This is a genomic window from Chitinibacter sp. SCUT-21 (genome assembly GCA_041874755.1).
Taxonomy (GTDB): domain Bacteria; phylum Pseudomonadota; class Gammaproteobacteria; order Burkholderiales; family Chitinibacteraceae; genus Chitinibacter.
Genome location: CP102611.1, coordinates 3,309,405 through 3,326,837, shown reverse-complemented (window position 1 = coordinate 3,326,837; position 17,433 = coordinate 3,309,405). Strand labels below are relative to the sequence as shown.

The 17,433-nt window shown below is 49.9% G+C and carries 17 protein-coding genes and 1 other RNA gene; 8 read left to right on the top strand and 10 right to left on the bottom strand.

Annotation, left to right across the window (positions count from 1 at the left end; translation table 11 throughout):
- Window positions 1-29: 29 nt before the first annotated feature.
- From NT239_15560 to NT239_15540, 5 genes are all read right to left on the bottom strand, one after another.
- Window positions 30-626, bottom strand: coding sequence for a hypothetical protein (locus NT239_15560; GenBank protein ID XGA71154.1), 597 nt, complete (start codon window positions 624-626; stop codon window positions 30-32).
- Between the two features lie 8 nt (window positions 627-634).
- Entirely contained in the window at window positions 635-1,651 is a 1,017-nt protein-coding gene (locus tag NT239_15555) for an adenosine deaminase (GenBank protein ID XGA71153.1), read from the bottom strand.
- Between the two features lie 404 nt (window positions 1,652-2,055).
- Window positions 2,056-4,944, bottom strand: a complete 2,889-nt coding sequence (locus tag NT239_15550; protein XGA71152.1) for a ribonucleoside-diphosphate reductase subunit alpha — start codon at window positions 4,942-4,944, stop codon at window positions 2,056-2,058.
- A 348-nt stretch (window positions 4,945-5,292) separates the two neighbouring features.
- Window positions 5,293-5,772 (bottom strand): peptidylprolyl isomerase, encoded by a 480-nt coding sequence (locus NT239_15545; protein XGA71151.1) that lies wholly within the window; start codon window positions 5,770-5,772, stop codon window positions 5,293-5,295.
- A 5-nt stretch (window positions 5,773-5,777) separates the two neighbouring features.
- On the bottom strand, window positions 5,778-6,245 hold the full coding sequence (locus tag NT239_15540) for a peroxiredoxin (GenBank protein ID XGA71150.1): 468 nt from the start codon (window positions 6,243-6,245) through the stop codon (window positions 5,778-5,780).
- 178 nt (window positions 6,246-6,423) lie between these two features.
- On the opposite strand from NT239_15540, the gene NT239_15535 reads away from it, so the two are divergent.
- From NT239_15535 to NT239_15500, 8 genes are all read left to right on the top strand, one after another.
- Window positions 6,424-7,569, top strand: a complete 1,146-nt coding sequence (locus tag NT239_15535; GenBank protein ID XGA71149.1) for a cupin domain-containing protein — start codon at window positions 6,424-6,426, stop codon at window positions 7,567-7,569.
- Window positions 7,541-8,041 (top strand): hypothetical protein, encoded by a 501-nt coding sequence (locus NT239_15530; protein XGA71148.1) that lies wholly within the window; start codon window positions 7,541-7,543, stop codon window positions 8,039-8,041. Before NT239_15535 ends, NT239_15530 begins: the two co-directional genes overlap by 29 nt.
- Window positions 8,042-8,239: 198 nt before the next feature.
- Window positions 8,240-8,437: a hypothetical protein gene (locus NT239_15525; GenBank protein XGA71147.1), complete on the top strand. Its 198-nt coding sequence runs from the start codon at window positions 8,240-8,242 to the stop codon at window positions 8,435-8,437.
- A 98-nt stretch (window positions 8,438-8,535) separates the two neighbouring features.
- Complete coding sequence (locus NT239_15520; GenBank protein XGA71146.1) at window positions 8,536-9,849, top strand: TRZ/ATZ family hydrolase; 1,314 nt, start codon at window positions 8,536-8,538, stop codon at window positions 9,847-9,849.
- Window positions 9,850-9,973: 124 nt separating this feature from the next.
- Window positions 9,974-10,687, top strand: coding sequence for a bifunctional 2-polyprenyl-6-hydroxyphenol methylase/3-demethylubiquinol 3-O-methyltransferase UbiG (gene ubiG, locus NT239_15515; GenBank protein ID XGA71145.1), 714 nt, complete (start codon window positions 9,974-9,976; stop codon window positions 10,685-10,687).
- Window positions 10,688-11,338 (top strand): HAD-IA family hydrolase, encoded by a 651-nt coding sequence (locus tag NT239_15510; protein ID XGA71144.1) that lies wholly within the window; start codon window positions 10,688-10,690, stop codon window positions 11,336-11,338. It begins immediately after the preceding gene.
- Window positions 11,339-11,390: 52 nt separating this feature from the next.
- Window positions 11,391-11,752: a transfer-messenger RNA gene (gene ssrA, locus NT239_15505) on the top strand.
- A 174-nt stretch (window positions 11,753-11,926) separates the two neighbouring features.
- Window positions 11,927-13,477, top strand: coding sequence for a tyrosine-type recombinase/integrase (locus NT239_15500; GenBank protein XGA71143.1), 1,551 nt, complete (start codon window positions 11,927-11,929; stop codon window positions 13,475-13,477).
- A gap of 46 nt (window positions 13,478-13,523) precedes the next feature.
- Here the strand turns inward: NT239_15500 and NT239_15495 are convergent, their stop codons facing one another.
- From NT239_15495 to NT239_15475, 5 genes are all read right to left on the bottom strand, one after another.
- Entirely contained in the window at window positions 13,524-13,685 is a 162-nt protein-coding gene (locus NT239_15495; protein XGA71142.1) for a hypothetical protein, read from the bottom strand.
- Between the two features lie 1,012 nt (window positions 13,686-14,697).
- A complete protein-coding gene (locus tag NT239_15490) occupies window positions 14,698-15,039 on the bottom strand; it encodes a hypothetical protein (protein ID XGA71141.1) in 342 nt (113 codons plus the stop codon).
- Entirely contained in the window at window positions 15,039-15,512 is a 474-nt protein-coding gene (locus tag NT239_15485) for a ribbon-helix-helix domain-containing protein (protein XGA71140.1), read from the bottom strand. Before NT239_15485 ends, NT239_15490 begins: the two co-directional genes overlap by 1 nt.
- Before the next feature lie 119 nt (window positions 15,513-15,631).
- A complete protein-coding gene (locus NT239_15480) occupies window positions 15,632-16,210 on the bottom strand; it encodes a recombinase family protein (GenBank protein XGA71139.1) in 579 nt (192 codons plus the stop codon).
- A 201-nt stretch (window positions 16,211-16,411) separates the two neighbouring features.
- The gene (locus NT239_15475) at window positions 16,412-17,317 is read right to left on the bottom strand and encodes an SIR2 family protein (protein XGA71138.1); all 906 of its coding nucleotides are present in this window, start codon (window positions 17,315-17,317) and stop codon (window positions 16,412-16,414) included.
- Window positions 17,318-17,433 lie beyond the last annotated feature (116 nt).

Genomic DNA, 17,433 nt, shown 5'->3' with positions numbered 1-17,433 from the left:
GATTCCTTAAATTAATACTGTTACTTTGTTTACTGGCCCGCTGGCGTTGCCGCCAAGGGGCGAATTTGGATATTGCTGGTGTCGGTGACACCGCTGCGCACTTGCAGATCATAAAAATCGCGGGTGCTGTTTTGGCTGAAAGCCACTTCACCGCGCAAATTCATATTCAAATGGACTTGGCCCAAATACACGACTTCGCCAGCGGCGACCTTGAATGGCGCGTTCAGCGGCACATCGACGTATTGATAGTTGCCGATCAAAGTACCGCTATCGCGCAACCAAGACCCCGCCGCACGCGTGACCGCGTATTGGCCGGCAGGCAAAGGCAGCACCAGCAAGCGGCCAACACTATTCTGGGTATCACCTGGAGCGCGAATAAAATCAGTAACCAGACGTGTATACCCTACTGCACGACCATTGGCACCTTGAATAAATAATTGCGCATCGGCGGTATCGGGGCTAAACGATTGCGCGGTGAACGCTACAATCGCTATCCCCTGCCCTGCCGCTGGCGTTAAACGGCCATTTTCGAGCGGCAATTTCACACTGGCGCAGCCAGTGAGCACCAGCAAGCTGGCGACCAAGACAGCGGCGCGTTTCAACACACGGTTTGCGAGCAACATCATGCCTCCTGTTATTCAGCCAGCACTTGGCTAATTTGGTTTTGCCAATGCTGTTTCTGGTTTGCGCTCAACCAGCTCGCCTCAAAACTATTGCGAACTAGCTGCACGATCTCGTCTTGCGACAGATCGAGCGCGGCGCGACAGGCTAAGAAATTGGTATTTAGATAACCGCCAAAATACGCTGGGTCGTCCGAATTGACCATCGCACACAGACCTGCGGCCAATAATTGGCGCAGATTGTGCTGCGCTAAGTCTTTGACTACACAGAGTTTTAAATTCGACAGCGGGCATACGGTCAGTGGTACACGCTCGGTGGCGAGGCGCTGAACGAGCTCGGCATCTTCAGTGCAGCGCACGCCGTGATCGATGCGGCGCGATTTAAGTAAATCCAAGGCTTCCCAGATATAACTCGCCGGACCTTCTTCGCCTGCGTGCGCCACTGCTGGTAGACCCAACTCAGCGCAACGCGCAAACAGGCGCGCAAACTTGCTCGGCGGATGGCCCATTTCGCTCGAATCCAAACCGACACCGTCGATTTGATCCAGATAGGGCAAAGCTTGCTCCAGCGTTGCGAAACCGTCTTCTTCAGACAGGTGACGCAGGAAACACATGATCAACTTAAACGAAATACCGAGCTTGGCTTCACCGTCGAGCAAAGCGCGGCGAATGCCGTTCAGCGAAACCGCAAAATCAATGCCGCGCGCGGTATGCGTTTGCGGATCGTAAAAAATCTCGGTGTGAACGATATTGTCCGCTTTGGCGCGCTCTAGGTAGGCCCAAGTCAGATCGTAAAAATCTTGCTCAGTCACCAGCACCGACGCACCGGCGTAGTACAAATCCAGAAACGATTGCAGACTATCGAACTCATACGCCGAGCGCACCGCCTCCACACTCGCATACGGCAAAGCCACGCCATTACGCGCAGCCAGCGCAAACATCATCTCCGGCTCGAGCGAGCCCTCGATGTGCATATGCAGTTCGGCTTTCGGCAAGCGAGTGATCAGTAAGTCGAGCGGGTGTTGGGTCACAATCATTCCTTAATGGTTTAAGCAAAAACACGCTGGCTGCGTTGTTCGGCTTCGCTGTACGACACGTACTATCATCAGCCTCACGCCTTGCCAGCGCGCTTTTGCGCTATCTATTCAATCGGGATCACCGATATTTAAAACGACTCGCAGAACCGTCTTAAATATCGGCACCGCACAGCGGCACCGAGGTATATCAATACAGAAAAATAACAACAAAGCCTGCAGAAGCATACCAGCCAACCTATAAGATGGCGGGTTACGTCCTTCGGCCTAACCCGCCCTACGGCAGCACCGCGCTGATTGGGTTAGGGCTTAAATCCCCCGCAGCGGGTAGCGGTACCTAAACGCAGGAACCGCAGGCACTGCAATCTATAAAACCGCTTGCAAGCAAGCGGTTTGGCTGATTACTGGCACGCCTCGCAATCTGGATTATCAATCGAGCAGAACTTCGCATCGGTCGCTGGCGTGTTATCCACCACCGCCGCCGCCGCAATCGCCGCTTGCGCCGCAGCATAACCGCCATCCACTGGCACCGCGTTCAACTCGCCACCACGGCCAGTTGATTTTTCCGCCGCCGTTGCTGCTAGCGTGCGCAGGTAGTAGGTGGTTTTCAGGCCGCGCAACCATGCGTGTTTGTACAACTCGTCCAGTTTTTTACCTGACGCACCCGCCATGTAAATGTTCAGCGATTGCGCTTGGTCGATCCATTTCTGGCGACGGCTTGCCGCTTCCACCAACCATTTCGGGTCCATTTCAAACGCAGTGGCGTACAAGTCTTTCAGGTCTTGCGGAATACGATCGATGCGCTGTACTGAGCCATCGAAGTATTTCAAATCCGACACCATCACTTCGTCCCACAGGCCGCGCGCTTTCAAATCGCGGACCAAGTGCTCGTTGATCACGGTGAATTCGCCTGATAGGTTCGATTTGACGAACAAGTTTTGGTACGTCGGCTCGATACACGCGTCCACGCCGATGATGTTTGAAATCGTCGCCGTTGGCGCAATCGCCAAGCAGTTTGAGTTACGCATGCCGTAGGCGGCGATGCGATCGCGCAACATCGTCCAATCCAGACGCGAGCTGCGATCCACGTCGAGGTAACCGCCGCGCTCTTCTTCGAGCAAACGCAATGAGTCTTGCGGCAAGATGCCACGATCCCACAAGCTGCCTTTGTAGCTGGCGTAAATGCCGCGCTCTTGCGCCAATTCGGTCGACGCCCAGTACGCGTGATACGCAACGGTTTCCATCGATACATCGGCAAACTCAACCGCCGCTTCCGATGCGTATGGAATACGCAATGCGTGCAAGCAATCTTGGAAGCCCATAATGCCCAAACCAACTGGACGGTGCTTCAAGTTGGATGTGCGCGCTTTGCGAACTGGGTAGAAGTTAATGTCGATGACGTTGTCGAGCATGCGCATCGCTACTTTTACGGTGCGCGATAGTTTTTCTGCATCCAACTGACCATTTTTCAGGTGGTTGTACAGATTGATCGAGCCAAGATTACATACGGCGATTTCTTCGTCGTTGGTATTCAGGGTAATCTCGGTACACAAGTTAGACGAGTGAACCACGCCAACGTGTTGCTGCGGGCTGCGAATATTGCATGGGTCTTTGAATGTGATCCATGGGTGGCCCGTTTCGAACAACATCGTCAGCATTTTGCGCCATAGGCTCAAAGCTGGGATGGTTTTGGCCACGCGCATTTCGCCACGCGCCGCTTTCGCTTCGTAGTTGGTGTAGGCGATTTCGAACGCTTTGCCCACTTTATCGTGCAGATCAGGCACTTCAGATGGGCTGAACAAAGTCCACTCGCCACCTTCCATCACGCGCTTCATGAACAAGTCAGGAATCCAGTTCGCTGAGTTCATGTCGTGCGTACGGCGACGGTCGTCACCGGTGTTTTTACGCAATTCGAGGAATTCTTCGATATCGGCGTGCCAAGTTTCTAGGTAAGCACACACCGCGCCTTTACGTTTACCACCTTGGTTCACCGCCACGGCCGTGTCATTCACGACTTTCAGGAATGGCACTACGCCCTGTGATTTACCATTGGTACCCTTGATGTGGCTACCCATCGCGCGCACATTAGTCCAATCATTACCCAAACCACCGGCGAATTTCGACAGCAAGGCGTTTTCTTTCAGCGCTTCAAAAATGCCGTCCAAGTCATCAGGCACCGTGGTCAAGTAGCAGCTCGACATTTGGCTGTGGCGTGTACCTGAGTTAAACAGTGTTGGCGTTGAGCTCATAAAGTCAAAGCTAGAGAGCACGTTGTAGAACTCGATTGCACGCTCTTCGCGCTGCACTTCATTGAGCGCCAAGCCCATCGCCACGCGCATAAAGAATACTTGCGGCAATTCGATACGACGATCGTTAATGTGCAGGAAGTAGCGATCGTACAAAGTTTGCAAACCGAGGTAGCCAAACTGGTAGTCACGGTTGTGATCAAGCGCTGCCGCCAGACGCTCCAGATCAAACTGACCCAGTTTTTCGTCAAGCAACTCTGCTTCGATACCTTTCTTCACATAGCGTGGAAAGTAGCTGGCGTAGGTTTGCGCCATTTCTTCGTGGCTAGTTTCTTCGCCGAGTACTTCGCGGCGTAAGCTATTGAGAACCAGACGGGCGGTTACCAAATTGTAGGCAGGATCAGTCTCTAGATAAGTACGCGCCGCCATGACGGTTGATTTGCGCAACTCTTCGGCTGGCACGCCGTCGTACACGTTTTTCAATGTTTCGGCCAAAATCAAGTTTTGGTCGGTATTTTGCTCAAGGCCAGTACACGCCGAAGCGATCAGTGCTTTGAGTTTGTTTAAATCGAGTGGGCGGCGGCTGCCGTCTTCAAACAGCACATTGATAGCGTGCTCTTGTGCTGGCTCTGCCTCATGGCGTGCAGCATCACGCTCACGCTGGCGCTCGCTGCGATACAGTACGTATGAGCGCGCCACATCGTGTTCGCCCGAGCGCATCAGCGCCAATTCAACTTGGTCTTGAATGTCTTCAATATGGATCGCGCCACCTTCTGGCTTGCGACGCATCAACGCGCTAACCACCGAATCAGTTAAACGCGCTACTTGTTCACGCACGGCCGCGCTCGAAGCGGCGTGACTGCCTTGAACGGCGATAAAGGCTTTAGTCACCGCAACCGAAATTTTGGAGGGTTCAAAAGCCACCACAGCACCATTACGGCGAATAATTTTGTAATTGGCATAATGTGCCGCGTCATGTGGCAACGCTGGGGTCTCTGCGTTATCTGAGCGGCTAGTTGGGGTACTATCGAGCGTGTCGTACATGCACGGTTCCTCAAAGCTTTGTGTATAAGTCTGTGTATAGTTTGTGAAGAAACACTACATCTTGTGTCCCGATCACAGTGGTGACACAAATACTAGGGGAAAGAGGGGGGCTAGTGCAACTAGCAGTGCCTGTGCTAGCAGACAGATGGAAGAGCCGATAAAGCGAAATGGGGCATTTGCTACGTTTGCGAGCTGTTGTTATTACACACTTACATGACAGCTAGTTGCAAGATTGCAACATCCGTAGCCTTGCCCCACTATTGGCAAACATTCATGCCCCAACAAAAAATAAAGGCGGATTTCTCCGCCTTTATTTGATTAGCCTACCGCTAAGCGGCATGGACTATCTTAGTGGTGATGACCGTGCTCACCGTGTACGTGACCGTGCGCCAATTCTTCAGCATTAGCTTCACGCACTGCAGTCACTTTGGCCACGAAGCGAATCGTCATGCCAGCGAATGGGTGGTTACCATCCACAGTCACTTTATTACCTTCAACTTCAGTCACACGGAACAAGATCACTTCGCCTGTTTCAGGATCATCCGCTTCAAACATCATGCCCACTGATACTTCAGGTGGGAAGCTATCTTTTTCTTCGTCACGCACCAAGTCAGGCTCGAACTCACCAAAGGCGTCGTCAGGAGACATTGTCACTTCAACGCTATCACCCACGGCTTTGCCGTGCAGCGCTTCTTCTACCAGCGGCAGGATATTGTCGTAACCGCCATGCAAGTACGCAATCGGTTCTTCGGTTTTGTCGATCAGATTGCCTTCGGCGTTGTACATTTCATAAGTCAGTGTAACAACGGAATTTTTGGCGATTTGCATAGTGTTTATCCTAGCTGTTTTACAAGGTTTAAAATTTCGGCCGCGTGGCCCTTCGGGGTGACATGATATAAAGCATGTCGAATCACCCCAGATTGATCGATCACAAATGTAGAACGTTCTATACCGTATCTTACCACGCCCTGCGCTTCCCATTCGTGCACTGTATGGTACAAGCGACTGACTTCGATCTCGGTATCGGACAACAAATCAAACGACAGCCCTTGCTCATCAATAAAACTATCGTGGGCAAGGCAATCGTCCAAACTCACGCCCAGAATAATGGTTTGATATTGCGAGAATGCGTCAACCAAATCTGAAAACTCGACCGCTTCAACAATGCCGCCTGGCGTATGGTCTTTGTTAAAAAAGTACAACACGACATTTTTTTTGCCGCGAAATTGGCTCAGCTGCACCATCTCCATCGCAGCATCGGGTAAAGAAAAATCAGGAGCTAAATCGCCTACATTGAGCATTGGATCTCCAGTCGGTGCAATAATACGTTTATTATCGGACTGCAGAACACCAACAAGTATCATCAGCGATGATCAGGTGCTGTGTATTGTGCAATCACTTTTATATTTGGGCCTGCGCGCCTAGCCACGCAACTGCGAGGCGGCGAACGACTCGTTTTTTTCTTTATAGTAATAAGCCATGCCTAAAACACCATTTGATGTTGCCCTATTGGGAAATTTAAGCCCCGAACAATTTTTGGCCGAATACTGGCAAAAAAAACCTTTGTTGATTCGTCAGGCATGGACTCATTTTCCAGAGCTGATCGATTTCGCGCGTTTATCTGAATTCGCCCAGCGCGACGATGTGGAATCACGCCTGATTGAATTTAACAATGGCCGCTGGAAGCTCGAACACGGCCCGTTCAGCGTCAACCGCCTTAATCGCCTTCCCGAAACCGATTGGACTATTTTGGTGTCGAATGTGAACCACTTGGTTCCTCATATCGCCGACTTTTTATATCAATTTAGTTTCCTGCCGTACACGCGTTTAGACGACGTGATGATCTCGTACGCGCCGCCTGGCGGCACAGTGGGGCCGCATTATGACTCGTATGACGTATTTTTGCTGCAAGTGGGCGGGCAAAAACGCTGGCAAATTTCCAGCGATGACGCCAGCGGCTTTATTGAAGACGCGCCGATTCGGGTTTTAAAAGACTTCAACCCCGAACAGGAATGGGTGTTGGAACACGGCGATATGCTGTACTTGCCCCCTAAATACGCGCACTACGGCGTGGCTTTGACCCCAGGCATGACGTATTCGGTCGGTTTTAGAGCCCCCAAAACACAAGAAATGGCGACCAAATTTCTTGAGTTTTTACAGGACGAAATTTGCTTAGAGGGCATGTATAGCGACCCTAACGCCAAAGCAACAAGTAACCCTGCCAAGATCGACAACGCGTTTGTGGCGCAAATTAGCGATATGCTCAAACAAGTGCAGTGGAACGACGATACGGTGCGCCAATTTATCGGCCGCTATTTTTCTGAGCCCAAGCCGCACGTTTTCTTTGATCGAACTAGCGAGCCACTGGATTTTGACGATTTCGCCGAAGCCATCAGCACACGCGGCATTGAGCTCGATCTAAAGAGTCAGATGCTCTACAGCGAGACACAGCTCTATATTAATGGCGAGGAAGTTGAGTTTGACGAGGCCAGCGACGAAGATTTAGCGCATTTACACACACTGGCCAACACCCGCGCACTGCCGGCAGGCGAGTATTCTGATGAATTAGTCGATTTACTTTATAGCTATCACGAATATGGCTACCTACACCCCTGCGCAGAATGACAGCGCGCAGCCTTTTGATACTCGAGCAGGGTATCAAAAGGCATTCTCGACTGTTATTAGCCAAGCGAGGCATACCCTTATTCTTTGCGAAAACGATTTTGCTGAGAGTGATTTGGGCTGCTTAAGCAATCAAAAAGCATTGTGGGCCTTCTTTTCACAAAGCTCACCAGGGCGCATGCAACTACTCGTCGCCAAAGCAGACTTTCTCGCGCAACAATGCCCACGCTTTATTCAATTACTGGATCGTTTTGGTCATTTAATTGAATTGCGCGTGATTCCTGAACATTTAAAGCATTGGCAAAAAGGTTGGCTCATTGCAGATCAGCTGAATTACTTAATTCGCCATCATTACGACTGGTATCGCGGTGAATTAGGCAGCGACGCCAAAACCACGGCCTTGCTGAAACAACAATTTGCGACACTCTGGGAACAATCCACTTCAACAAGTGCATTGCAACGTCTTGATTTATAAGGATGTACACTGCGTTACATGAAGTAGCAGATTACCCGGCGTAAAACCGGCTCCAGCACTAGCAATTTACCGATGAGCTGATTAGAATTCAGTCCGTTGGTTGTGAACAAACACACACCGAAGTGAATTTAAGGCAATTGGCTGTAAGCCAGTTACCTAATAGTTAGTAAATCAAACTTACCTTTAAAGGAAATTAAAATGAAACAATCTCTGATCGTTGCTGCTTTGTTGGCTGCTGCTTTGTCTGCTTGTGGCGAAAAACCAGCTACTGAAGCTGCTTCTGCTGTAGTTGAAGCTGCTTCTGCAGTTGAAACTGCTGCTTCTGAAGTTGCTTCTGCTGCTGTTGAAGCTGCTTCTGAAGTTGCTTCTGCTGCTTCTGCAGTTGCTGCTCAGTAATTCGGTTTTACCGAATACAAGAAAAGCCGACCGCAAGGTCGGCTTTTTGCATTTCTGGCGTAAAATAAGCCACATCTGATGCCTCACCTACCCCGCCAATGACTGTTCAAATTCTTTTGCCACGCTGGATTATTCCGGTTGTGCCACGTCAAGCTGTTTATACCGATTACGCGGTTGTGATCAATGGCGAGCAGATCATCGCTATCGAACCACAAGCGCAAGCACTCGCCCAATATCCTGACGCAGAAATCATCAAACTACCCGATCATGCACTGATGCCGGGCTTGATTAATCTGCACACGCATTCGGCGATGACCTTGTTGCGCGGCTTTGCCGACGATTTACCGCTAATGCGCTGGCTGAACGAGCACATTTGGCCGGCCGAAGCCAAACATGTTAGCGATCAATTTGTGTTTGACGGCACTAAGCTGGCGATTGCCGAGATGATTGCCGGTGGCACCACCTGCTGCAACGACGCTTATTTTCACCATGGCGCAGTGGCCAGAGCAGCCCTAGATACAGATTTTCGCATTACCGTTGGCTGCGCGATTTTAGAATTCCCAACACCGTACGCGAGCAACGCCGATGATTACATCCGCAAAGCGCTCGCCTGCCGTGATGAATTTTTGGGCGAAAAATTGGTGCAATTTACCCTCGCCCCGCACGCACCGTACACCGTAAGCGACGACACCTTCCGCCGCATCATTACTTTGGCGGATGAGTTGGAGCTGAGCATTCATTGCCATATTCACGAGACGCTGGACGAGATCAACGACAGTATCAAGCAATATGGCGTGCGCCCGCTCGAGCGCTTGGCGGCGCTTGGCCTACTCGATAGTCCACTGGTTGCCGCGCACATGGTGCACACGAGCGATGCCGAAATTGCCCTGCTCGCCAAAAAAGGCGTGCACATCGCACACAACCCGGCGAGTAATTTAAAACTAGCCTCGGGCCTTGCTCGTATCACTGATCAAATCGCCGCGGGCGTCAATGTCGGCATCGGTACCGATGGTGCGGCGAGCAATAATAAACTCGATCTATTTGCCGAAATGCGCCTTGCCGCACTCTTGGCCAAAGGTCAAAGCGGCAACCCCGAAGCCGTACCGGCGTGGCAAGCGATTGAGATGGCCACCATCAATGGCGCGACAGCATTGGGATTGCAGGATAAAATTGGCAGTATTGAAGTGGGCAAACAGGCTGATTTGATCGCGGTAAACTTAGCCAACCTAGCCACGCAGCCGTGTTACGATCCAGTCTCGCATTTAGTGTACGCAGCCGATCGCAGCCAAGTCAGCGACGTCTGGATCGCCGGCCGCGCCGTTTACCGCCATTACGAACACCAAAGCTTGGATTACGCCGAAGTACTGAGCACTGCTCGTCATTGGCAACACAAAATTCAAGCTAGTCAGTAAAGACAAAAAGCCAGCGCACAAGGCGCGTAGCTGCAGACAGTACACCGAGTACGACAAGGCGACGCAGTGCGAGGAGTTTTTCTTTGCTATGTATTGCCCCGTAAACCATATAGGGATTAGCACCGTGACCGATACCCATACTATCAACGTAGATGATGGCGAAATTGCCAAGTTTTCTGCGCTCGCCCATAAATGGTGGGACAAAACCAGCGAATTCAAACCGCTGCACGAAATCAACCCACTGCGCGTCGGCTTTATCGACCAACATTCGGGCATTAAAGATTTAAAAATTCTGGACGTCGGCTGCGGCGGTGGCATTTTATCGGAAGGCTTGGCCGAGCGCGGCGCGCAAGTGACCGGCATTGATTTGGCGGAAAAATCACTCAAAGTCGCCAAACTGCATTTATTTGAATCTGGCCTTAACGTCGATTACCGCAAGATTCCGGTGGAAGAACTCGCCGCGGCTGAGCCCGAAAGCTACGACGTCGTGACCTGCATGGAAATGCTCGAACACGTACCATCGCCCGCCAGCGTGGTTGAAGCGTGTGCGCGCCTCGTGAAACCAGGTGGCTGGGTGTTTTTTTCGACCTTAAATCGCAATCCCAAATCATATTTGCTCGCCGTCGTCGGCGCTGAATATGTACTCAATATGCTGCCACGCGGCACGCACGATTACGATAAATTCATCAAGCCGTCTGAGCTGGCGCGCATGACGCGTACCGTGGGCCTGGATACCGTTACCGTCACCGGCATGACGTACAACCCATTGACGCAAGTGTACAAACTGACCGACGACACCGACGTGAACTACCTCGTTGCCACGCGCAAAGGCCAATAAATGATCAAAGCCGTGTTATTTGACCTCGACGGCACCCTCGCCGATACCGCGCCCGATATGGGCGCGGCGCTCAATCGCCTGCTCATCGAGGAAGGCATTGCGCCCCGCTCGCTCGACGATATTCGCCCCGTCACCAGCCATGGCGCACGCGGCCTACTTGAATTAGGTTTCGGCATTGGCCCAACCCATACGCGATTTGGCGAATTACGCGAACGTTTTCTTGATCTGTACGCCGAAAAAATCTGCGAAGGCACGACGCTGTTTGACGGGATTAGCGAACTAATCAGCGAAATCGACGCGCGCGGTATGCGCTGGGGCATTATTACCAATAAGCCTATGCGCTTTACCGACCCGCTGGTGCAATTACTCCCCCTCCCTATTGCCCCGCAGACTTGTGTTTCCGGTGATACGGTAGGTATACCCAAGCCCGATGCCAAACCAATGCTGCACGCCGCCGCTGAACTAGGGATCGACCCCCAGCACTGTCTGTATGTAGGTGACGCCGAGCGCGATATTGAAGCAGGCCGCCGTGTCGGCATGAAAACAGTGCTGGCCAATTACGGCTACATCAGCGAGACCGACCAGCCCGAAAGCTGGGGCGCGGATTTGAATATCAATCACCCGCTCGAATTACTAGGCCATTTGGACTAAAGCAAGGTATAATCGCGTTTCTTCACTTCGCATGAAGACAGCTGTAAAAGCCGGGGGTGCCATGGTTTCGACAGGGGTTGCAAAGCGGATGAGGGCATGTCGGGGTCTCAGCTGCCCGTAAAAACGACTGAAAAAAAATAGTCGCAAACGACGAAACTTACGCTCTAGCTGCTTAAGCTAGACTCTACACCGCAGGGCCCATCGGGCGGGCTGGGTCAAACCAGCAGTAGAGTCATTTAGATGGGATCGCTTTGATTCGGGTTACTTGGATTAAGGTTAAATTAAGGTGACTCGCTCTCGTTAAGCCTGCCCATCGGCGTGATTGAGAGTTAAAACCCAAATGATACGGCTAAACATGTAGAACTCACTGTAGAGTGCTTCTGGACGGGGGTTCAACTCCCCCCACCTCCACCACATTTTGCAAAATGCCAATAACGGCGCGGCTTCCCGCGCCGTTTGGCGTTTTTGGCGATGTGTTTGCTACCCGCCTGCTACAACGGGTGCTACAAAGTGTACAAAACAGCGAGTCACATTCAGAGACGCAACAACAGCTTTTACTTCCGCCGTGTGATCCCCAAGCGCCACAGAATGGCACTCAAAAAAAGAGAGTTTTACCTCTCGCTAGGTCAGATCGGCATACCACAAGCAAGAGCTATTGCTGCTCACTACTCGCTGATCACAAACCAATTGTTTAGCGCATTAGCCGATTACACCATGAATGAAAATGAAAAAGAGCTGATCATTGCAAAAACCTTGCTTGAACTCAAAAATGAGGAACTTGTAGAGAAGCTTGCCTCCTCAAACAAAAACGCCATTCAAGCCCACGCAAACGCGCAAAAACAAATCCTTCGAGCCGAATCAAAGGCATCCGAAGCAAGCGATAGAGAGTTCGAGGCTCACCAACAACGAGTGAGAGCCGTGCGCGAACTCGAAGAGAAGCATGCGAAAGAACTTGAGGCCATGAAGGAAGCTGCAAAGCTCGCAACGGAAGCCGCTATAAAGGCCATAGCTAAGCCCGAAGGTATCTTGCTTAGTGCGCTAATTGAAACGCGACTAAAGGGGTTAAGCGACAAAACAACCGACAAGCAGCACGGGGTTTACCGCTCTCAGTATGCAGAAATACTTGAGGTACTTGGCGACAGGCCAATTACGAGCTTTACTCACGCTGATGCTGTCAAATTTAGCGATGCGATTAAGGCTCTCCCTAAAAACCGCTTCAAAGGACGTTATAAAGGGGAAAGCATCGAAAGCATCCTTTCCCTTGACATCCCCACTACCGACAAGCAATCCAGCACCACAATCAACAATAAAATCGCTCGGGCGCGTGCGTTGTTTCAGTACGCAATCGAAACAGGGCAACTTGAGAACAGCCCATTCGCAGATAAAGGACTCATCGCGATTGGACAGCCCACCCCAAGATTGCCATTTACAGAGGAAGATTTGTGCAAACTGTTTTCGGGTAAGATATTCACGAAAAGTAACTTTCAGAATAGCTACTCTTACTGGCTCATGCCGATGGCATTGCTAACTGGGGCTCGCCTCAACGAGCTATGTCAACTTGATCTGGCAGACTTTGTTAAGCTCAGCGCCAAAGAGCCGCACTCGGATCAGCCAGAAACGATTGACTGCATCTACATCAATGGCGAATACGACCTTCGAGGCAAAGTCGTAACTGAAGGCACCAAAAAGGTTAAAAACAAATCCTCAATTCGCCACATCCCCATCCACCCGTACCTAATTGAACTAGGGCTGCTAGAGCACATAGAAAAGCTGCGAGCCGCTGGCGAAACCCGCCTCTTTCCCGAACTCAAATTCGGTAGAGACGGGTACGGCAAGCAACCCAGTAGGTGGTTTGGATCATACAGCGCGGCTTGTGGCATAGATGCCATAGAAAAGGTCTTTCACTCCTTCCGACACACATTCGTTACAAACCTGTTAGAAATGGGTTTTTCGGAAGAACAAATTGCTCCAATCACTGGCCACGAAGGAAAGTTAGTTACGAAAAGGGTCTACGGCGCAACCGCCTTTCCGCTAATCAATTTACACAAAATTGTCACCGGAATCTCGATCCCTGACGCGATTAAGCATCTGATCCCTAAGTACAAGGATGTGAGCATAAAGAATGAAAAATCGCTTTGATCAACAGCACCAGCGCCGCTAGTGGGTGCGGCTCTTGTGTGCGGTCTTATCGGGGGTAAAGCTCTATCTCGATGGCCTCAATCTTTGTGATCTGCAGAACGTCTTTCATTTTGGTCATGTGCTGGACTACATCGAGGGCAATCTCTGCTGATACGCTGAACTGTGCGCGCTGGCCATTGTTAAACAAAACCGAAAACTCTAACTTCATGCGTCCAAATCCTTATGTGATGCCCACATTGTAGTAATCGAAAATCCAAACATTGCCGCACCATCAAAAGTGGGGTGGGTATCTAAGAGGATTTAAACCCGTCTACAGGTGAGTAGTGGTTTATTAGCCGACAGCATCAAGAATTCATGGCGCCGGATGCCACAGAATCGCTCTGCATTGCGTTACTGATGGTTGACACATGTATTTGGGCGTTTGTGTAGCTTGGTACGCCTATCAGCTTTAAAACGCCTTGTTGGTGGTTTGCCTTAAAGGTTATTTCATGGCCGACAGCACTCAACACAAGCTTTTTCCCAATTAGTTAGCCTGGTCAAAGTGAAGCAAATGGAATTCGCCTTGTTTTTTTGGTGATCTAAAGGTTAAACCCTAACTTGTCCAAAAAATTTTCAAGGGTGGAGCTGCCGTAGGCGCTCAAAAATGTAAGACTTCGGTGTCTTGTCACAGAAAGAAAATCTCTTTTTGTCTATCGAATGTGAACTTGTATGGAAGCTGCGCCGAACAGAGTGAGGCAAGGCTTTGATATGAATTTTGATTGTGCTTGGTGAGTCAGATTTATCAATGAGATTGCGAAGCAAGCGAAGTGATGAATCTGGTTTGATGGTACGGGGCAATGGTCACTCGCGTTGCTCGTTCCTATCTGCTTTTCTCTTTTTCTCTTTTTCTCTTTCTTCCCCATCGGGTTGGAAAGGCGAAAATCCCCCAACCCCAAACAATAGCTTGAAGTTGTTGGTCGCCCAGCTCCAACCCGACATCATCGGTATAGGACACCGTCCTCACTTTAGTCGCAGCTTGTGTTGAATTGTGATGACAAGCAAGGTTCGGCGCTCATCACAACCCTCACTGGTACGGCCTGCGACAGTCTCTTTCGAGTCCAATCCCGCCGTTTGGGTCTACCAGTATCTTCTACCCAATTGTCACCACTGTGACGCCTTCATGCCCGAACGTACGGATCCCGATAAAGCATGATGGTATTCCTATTTTAGTAAGCGTTTTTTTAAACTAGCTCGGTGAAGTGCCGTTCTCTCTCTGCTGCGGTCTCATGCTTCCTGAAAATCAACTTTTCAATTGCTGGCGGCCTGCTGGTTGGCTTTGTCGAGCACAGAGCTAAAGTGATCAGCCACTCAATATCTGAGGTTCTGAAGTATCGCTTGCTGTCCTTCTTTGCTACTTCGATTTGAGGGTAGCCACGCCGCTTGGTGGGGTCTGAGCGGGTCACATCACTCAATAGGTCATACCCACTCAATTGAATGCCATGCGCTCTTAGCTGGCTCTCGATATGGAACGAAGCATCCGACATGCTCATCACTTCTGGTTTTGGTGGTTTGACTGAGGCCATTAGTTCGACCCCAAAGTGAATACCATGCTTGGTCTGTCGCCCAACTGGTTCAAAATCACCATGATTGGCGTTTCGCCGTAGTAGCCATAACGAACGACAAAGCCGCCATAGTCGGCCTCTCCCTCTACCAAGCGAATGCCCCACTTTTCTGGATCTTCCAGCAGGGCGCTAATGTCTGCTTTTACCCATGTGTTTGATGATTGGCATAGGGGGTGCGTGTCGAACTCATGTAGCGATAGTTCTGAGGTGTCGAATTCAAGAAGTAGTTTGTCGATCAGCATTTTTGCAGCATTTTCGACTGACATCATTCTTGGCGCGTATTCAGCATGGGCTTGATTCAACAGGGCTTGCCAAGTCATGCCGTAAGACTCTGAAACAGCGTCAACCTTTGCCCATAACTCGCTCTCAAGGCTGACTTTTGTTGATTTTCCATTCAACTTAAGGGCTCTTGGGATTTTTACTATCTTTGGCATTGCAAAAAACTCTTTGTTTTAATGTAAGAATTTTACGCAAATACTTACTGCTATGCAACCAATTTTATAGATTTCTCAAATATAGGTTGCAATAAAAAGCCCCTTTCGGGGCTCTTGGGTTAGGTTGGATTGTTTGCCTTGATTCGCTGCACTGTTCCTGCACTGACGCCGTTCTTTTCTGCGGTCTTTCTGATGCTCAGGTGCTGAAGGTCTTTGAGGATTGCAGCAACAGTATCAGGGCTTATTGTGGTCGGCCTTCCTAGCTGCTTTCCTTCTGCTTTAGCGCGTTGCAGACCTGCTTGGGTACGCTCCACCAACAAATCACGCTCAAACTGAGCCACTGCCGCCAAAACGGTCACAGTCATCTTGCCTGCTGCGCTGGTTAAGTCCATGCCACCCAGCGCCAAGCAATGCACCTTTACGCCGATCTCGATCAATTTGGTGATCGTTGCCAATACGTCCGAAGTGTCGCGGCCTAAGCGGTCGAGCTTTGTCACAATCAGCGTGTCGCCTTCTTCCAGCTTGCCTACCAACTCTGCAAAGATTGGGCGCTGCATGGCGCATGTCTTGCCGCTGATGGTTTCAGTGAATGCGCGTGAAGGTTTGACGTCAAAGCCAGCCTCTTTAATTTGAAGCTCTTGATTGTCGGTGGTTTGGTCGGAAGTGGAAACGCGAGAGTAAGAGAAGGTGCGGCTCATGGCAGGCAAATCAACTGTATCAAAAAAGTGTATTTTATGTCGCCAGTGTATTTTATGTCAAAGCCTATTTTGCGAGTACAGTTGAGCCCAATAAAACCGTTGCCTCAAAAGCGTATCGGATACGGTCGATTCTGATACATGCCAGCACCAGCCTACAAACATCAGTAGTTAAACGAGAGAGTTGACGTAACTAACAGTTCTTCACAAGACCTTTTGCACTGCCTTTTTTATATCCCAAACAGAGTCCTCAAATCCTTTTTTAATAACAATGACATCACTCAAACCATTGGCATCAGCCCAACTTGTTGTACCCAGCGGGTAAGGATCCACTATCAGTAATTTGGGCATCCTTTCTGATATTGGATCCCATATGTGGTTATCGTGGGGAACATATCGAACACCAACAAGAACAACTAACTCAGAGGAGGCAATACGCTTAGAATATTCATTTTGCGCTGCCAATATTGTTCTTGGATTTATTACTACCCTCTTTCCTTCGGCATACATAGCCAAAACAGGGCTTAAGTCAGAGTTTCTATCATCCAAACACCACGACTTCACTTCTTCATGACTTCCTACCGCATTAGTCGGAAGCCCCTCAAAGAAAGCCCCACAAGAGACCATAGTGCTTCCTGAAAAACTCATTCCTCTAGGAAGTTCAGGTAAAAAATTTGAAGACCCATGAGGCTTAATTAAATTAACGCCTGCATTAGAACAATTATAGTCAATGTCCAAGCCATGCATTTGCAGAGCCTGTTCGATCAACAAGTCATAATTGAGGGTAACAATAGTTATCTGGGCAAGAGAATTACGAAGCTTCATGCACAGTCTGACATAGGCATTATCAGGAGCGACCGTGAAGCTGGAAAGGTAACAGGCCAATTCTTTCTGCAAGGGATTAATAACTCTACTGTCATTATCTACAGTAGCCATACCCGCCTCAAAACCTTTATCGATAAAAACCTGCTTTGAATCATCGTCAAGCAAGGCAAAAGCCCCATTAAGCTCGATGAGTTTTTGAAACAAGTCATTTCCCAATGGTGGCGCATGCGGAAAACATCGACCAGACCCATAACTTGCCCCTGCACCAAAAAGTAATGTAACCAAAGAACTCTCCTCACCCGATCAATAACACCAAATCATACAGGCACAACAACAAAGAATACTAAACATATCCTCAAACAGGGAAAGCAACATTCAGCTACAACAACTGCTACAATCTA

Bases quoted from the DNA above. Each gene is read 5' to 3' on its own strand.
- NT239_15560 (XGA71154.1), bottom strand. From the start codon at position 626: ATGATGTTGCTCGCAAACCGTGTGTTGAAACGCGCCGCTGTCTTGGTC.
- NT239_15550 (XGA71152.1), bottom strand. From the start codon at position 4,944: ATGTACGACACGCTCGATAGTACCCCAACTAGCCGCTCAGATAACGCA.
- NT239_15545 (XGA71151.1), bottom strand. From the start codon at position 5,772: ATGCAAATCGCCAAAAATTCCGTTGTTACACTGACTTATGAAATGTAC.
- NT239_15540 (XGA71150.1), bottom strand. From the start codon at position 6,245: ATGCTCAATGTAGGCGATTTAGCTCCTGATTTTTCTTTACCCGATGCT.
- NT239_15535 (XGA71149.1), top strand. From the start codon at position 6,424: ATGCCTAAAACACCATTTGATGTTGCCCTATTGGGAAATTTAAGCCCC.
- NT239_15530 (XGA71148.1), top strand. From the start codon at position 7,541: ATGGCTACCTACACCCCTGCGCAGAATGACAGCGCGCAGCCTTTTGAT.
- NT239_15525 (XGA71147.1), top strand. From the start codon at position 8,240: ATGAAACAATCTCTGATCGTTGCTGCTTTGTTGGCTGCTGCTTTGTCT.
- NT239_15520 (XGA71146.1), top strand. From the start codon at position 8,536: ATGACTGTTCAAATTCTTTTGCCACGCTGGATTATTCCGGTTGTGCCA.
- NT239_15510 (XGA71144.1), top strand. From the start codon at position 10,688: ATGATCAAAGCCGTGTTATTTGACCTCGACGGCACCCTCGCCGATACC.
- NT239_15500 (XGA71143.1), top strand. From the start codon at position 11,927: ATGGCACTCAAAAAAAGAGAGTTTTACCTCTCGCTAGGTCAGATCGGC.
- NT239_15495 (XGA71142.1), bottom strand. From the start codon at position 13,685: ATGAAGTTAGAGTTTTCGGTTTTGTTTAACAATGGCCAGCGCGCACAG.
- NT239_15490 (XGA71141.1), bottom strand. From the start codon at position 15,039: ATGGCCTCAGTCAAACCACCAAAACCAGAAGTGATGAGCATGTCGGAT.
- NT239_15485 (XGA71140.1), bottom strand. From the start codon at position 15,512: ATGCCAAAGATAGTAAAAATCCCAAGAGCCCTTAAGTTGAATGGAAAA.
- NT239_15480 (XGA71139.1), bottom strand. From the start codon at position 16,210: ATGAGCCGCACCTTCTCTTACTCTCGCGTTTCCACTTCCGACCAAACC.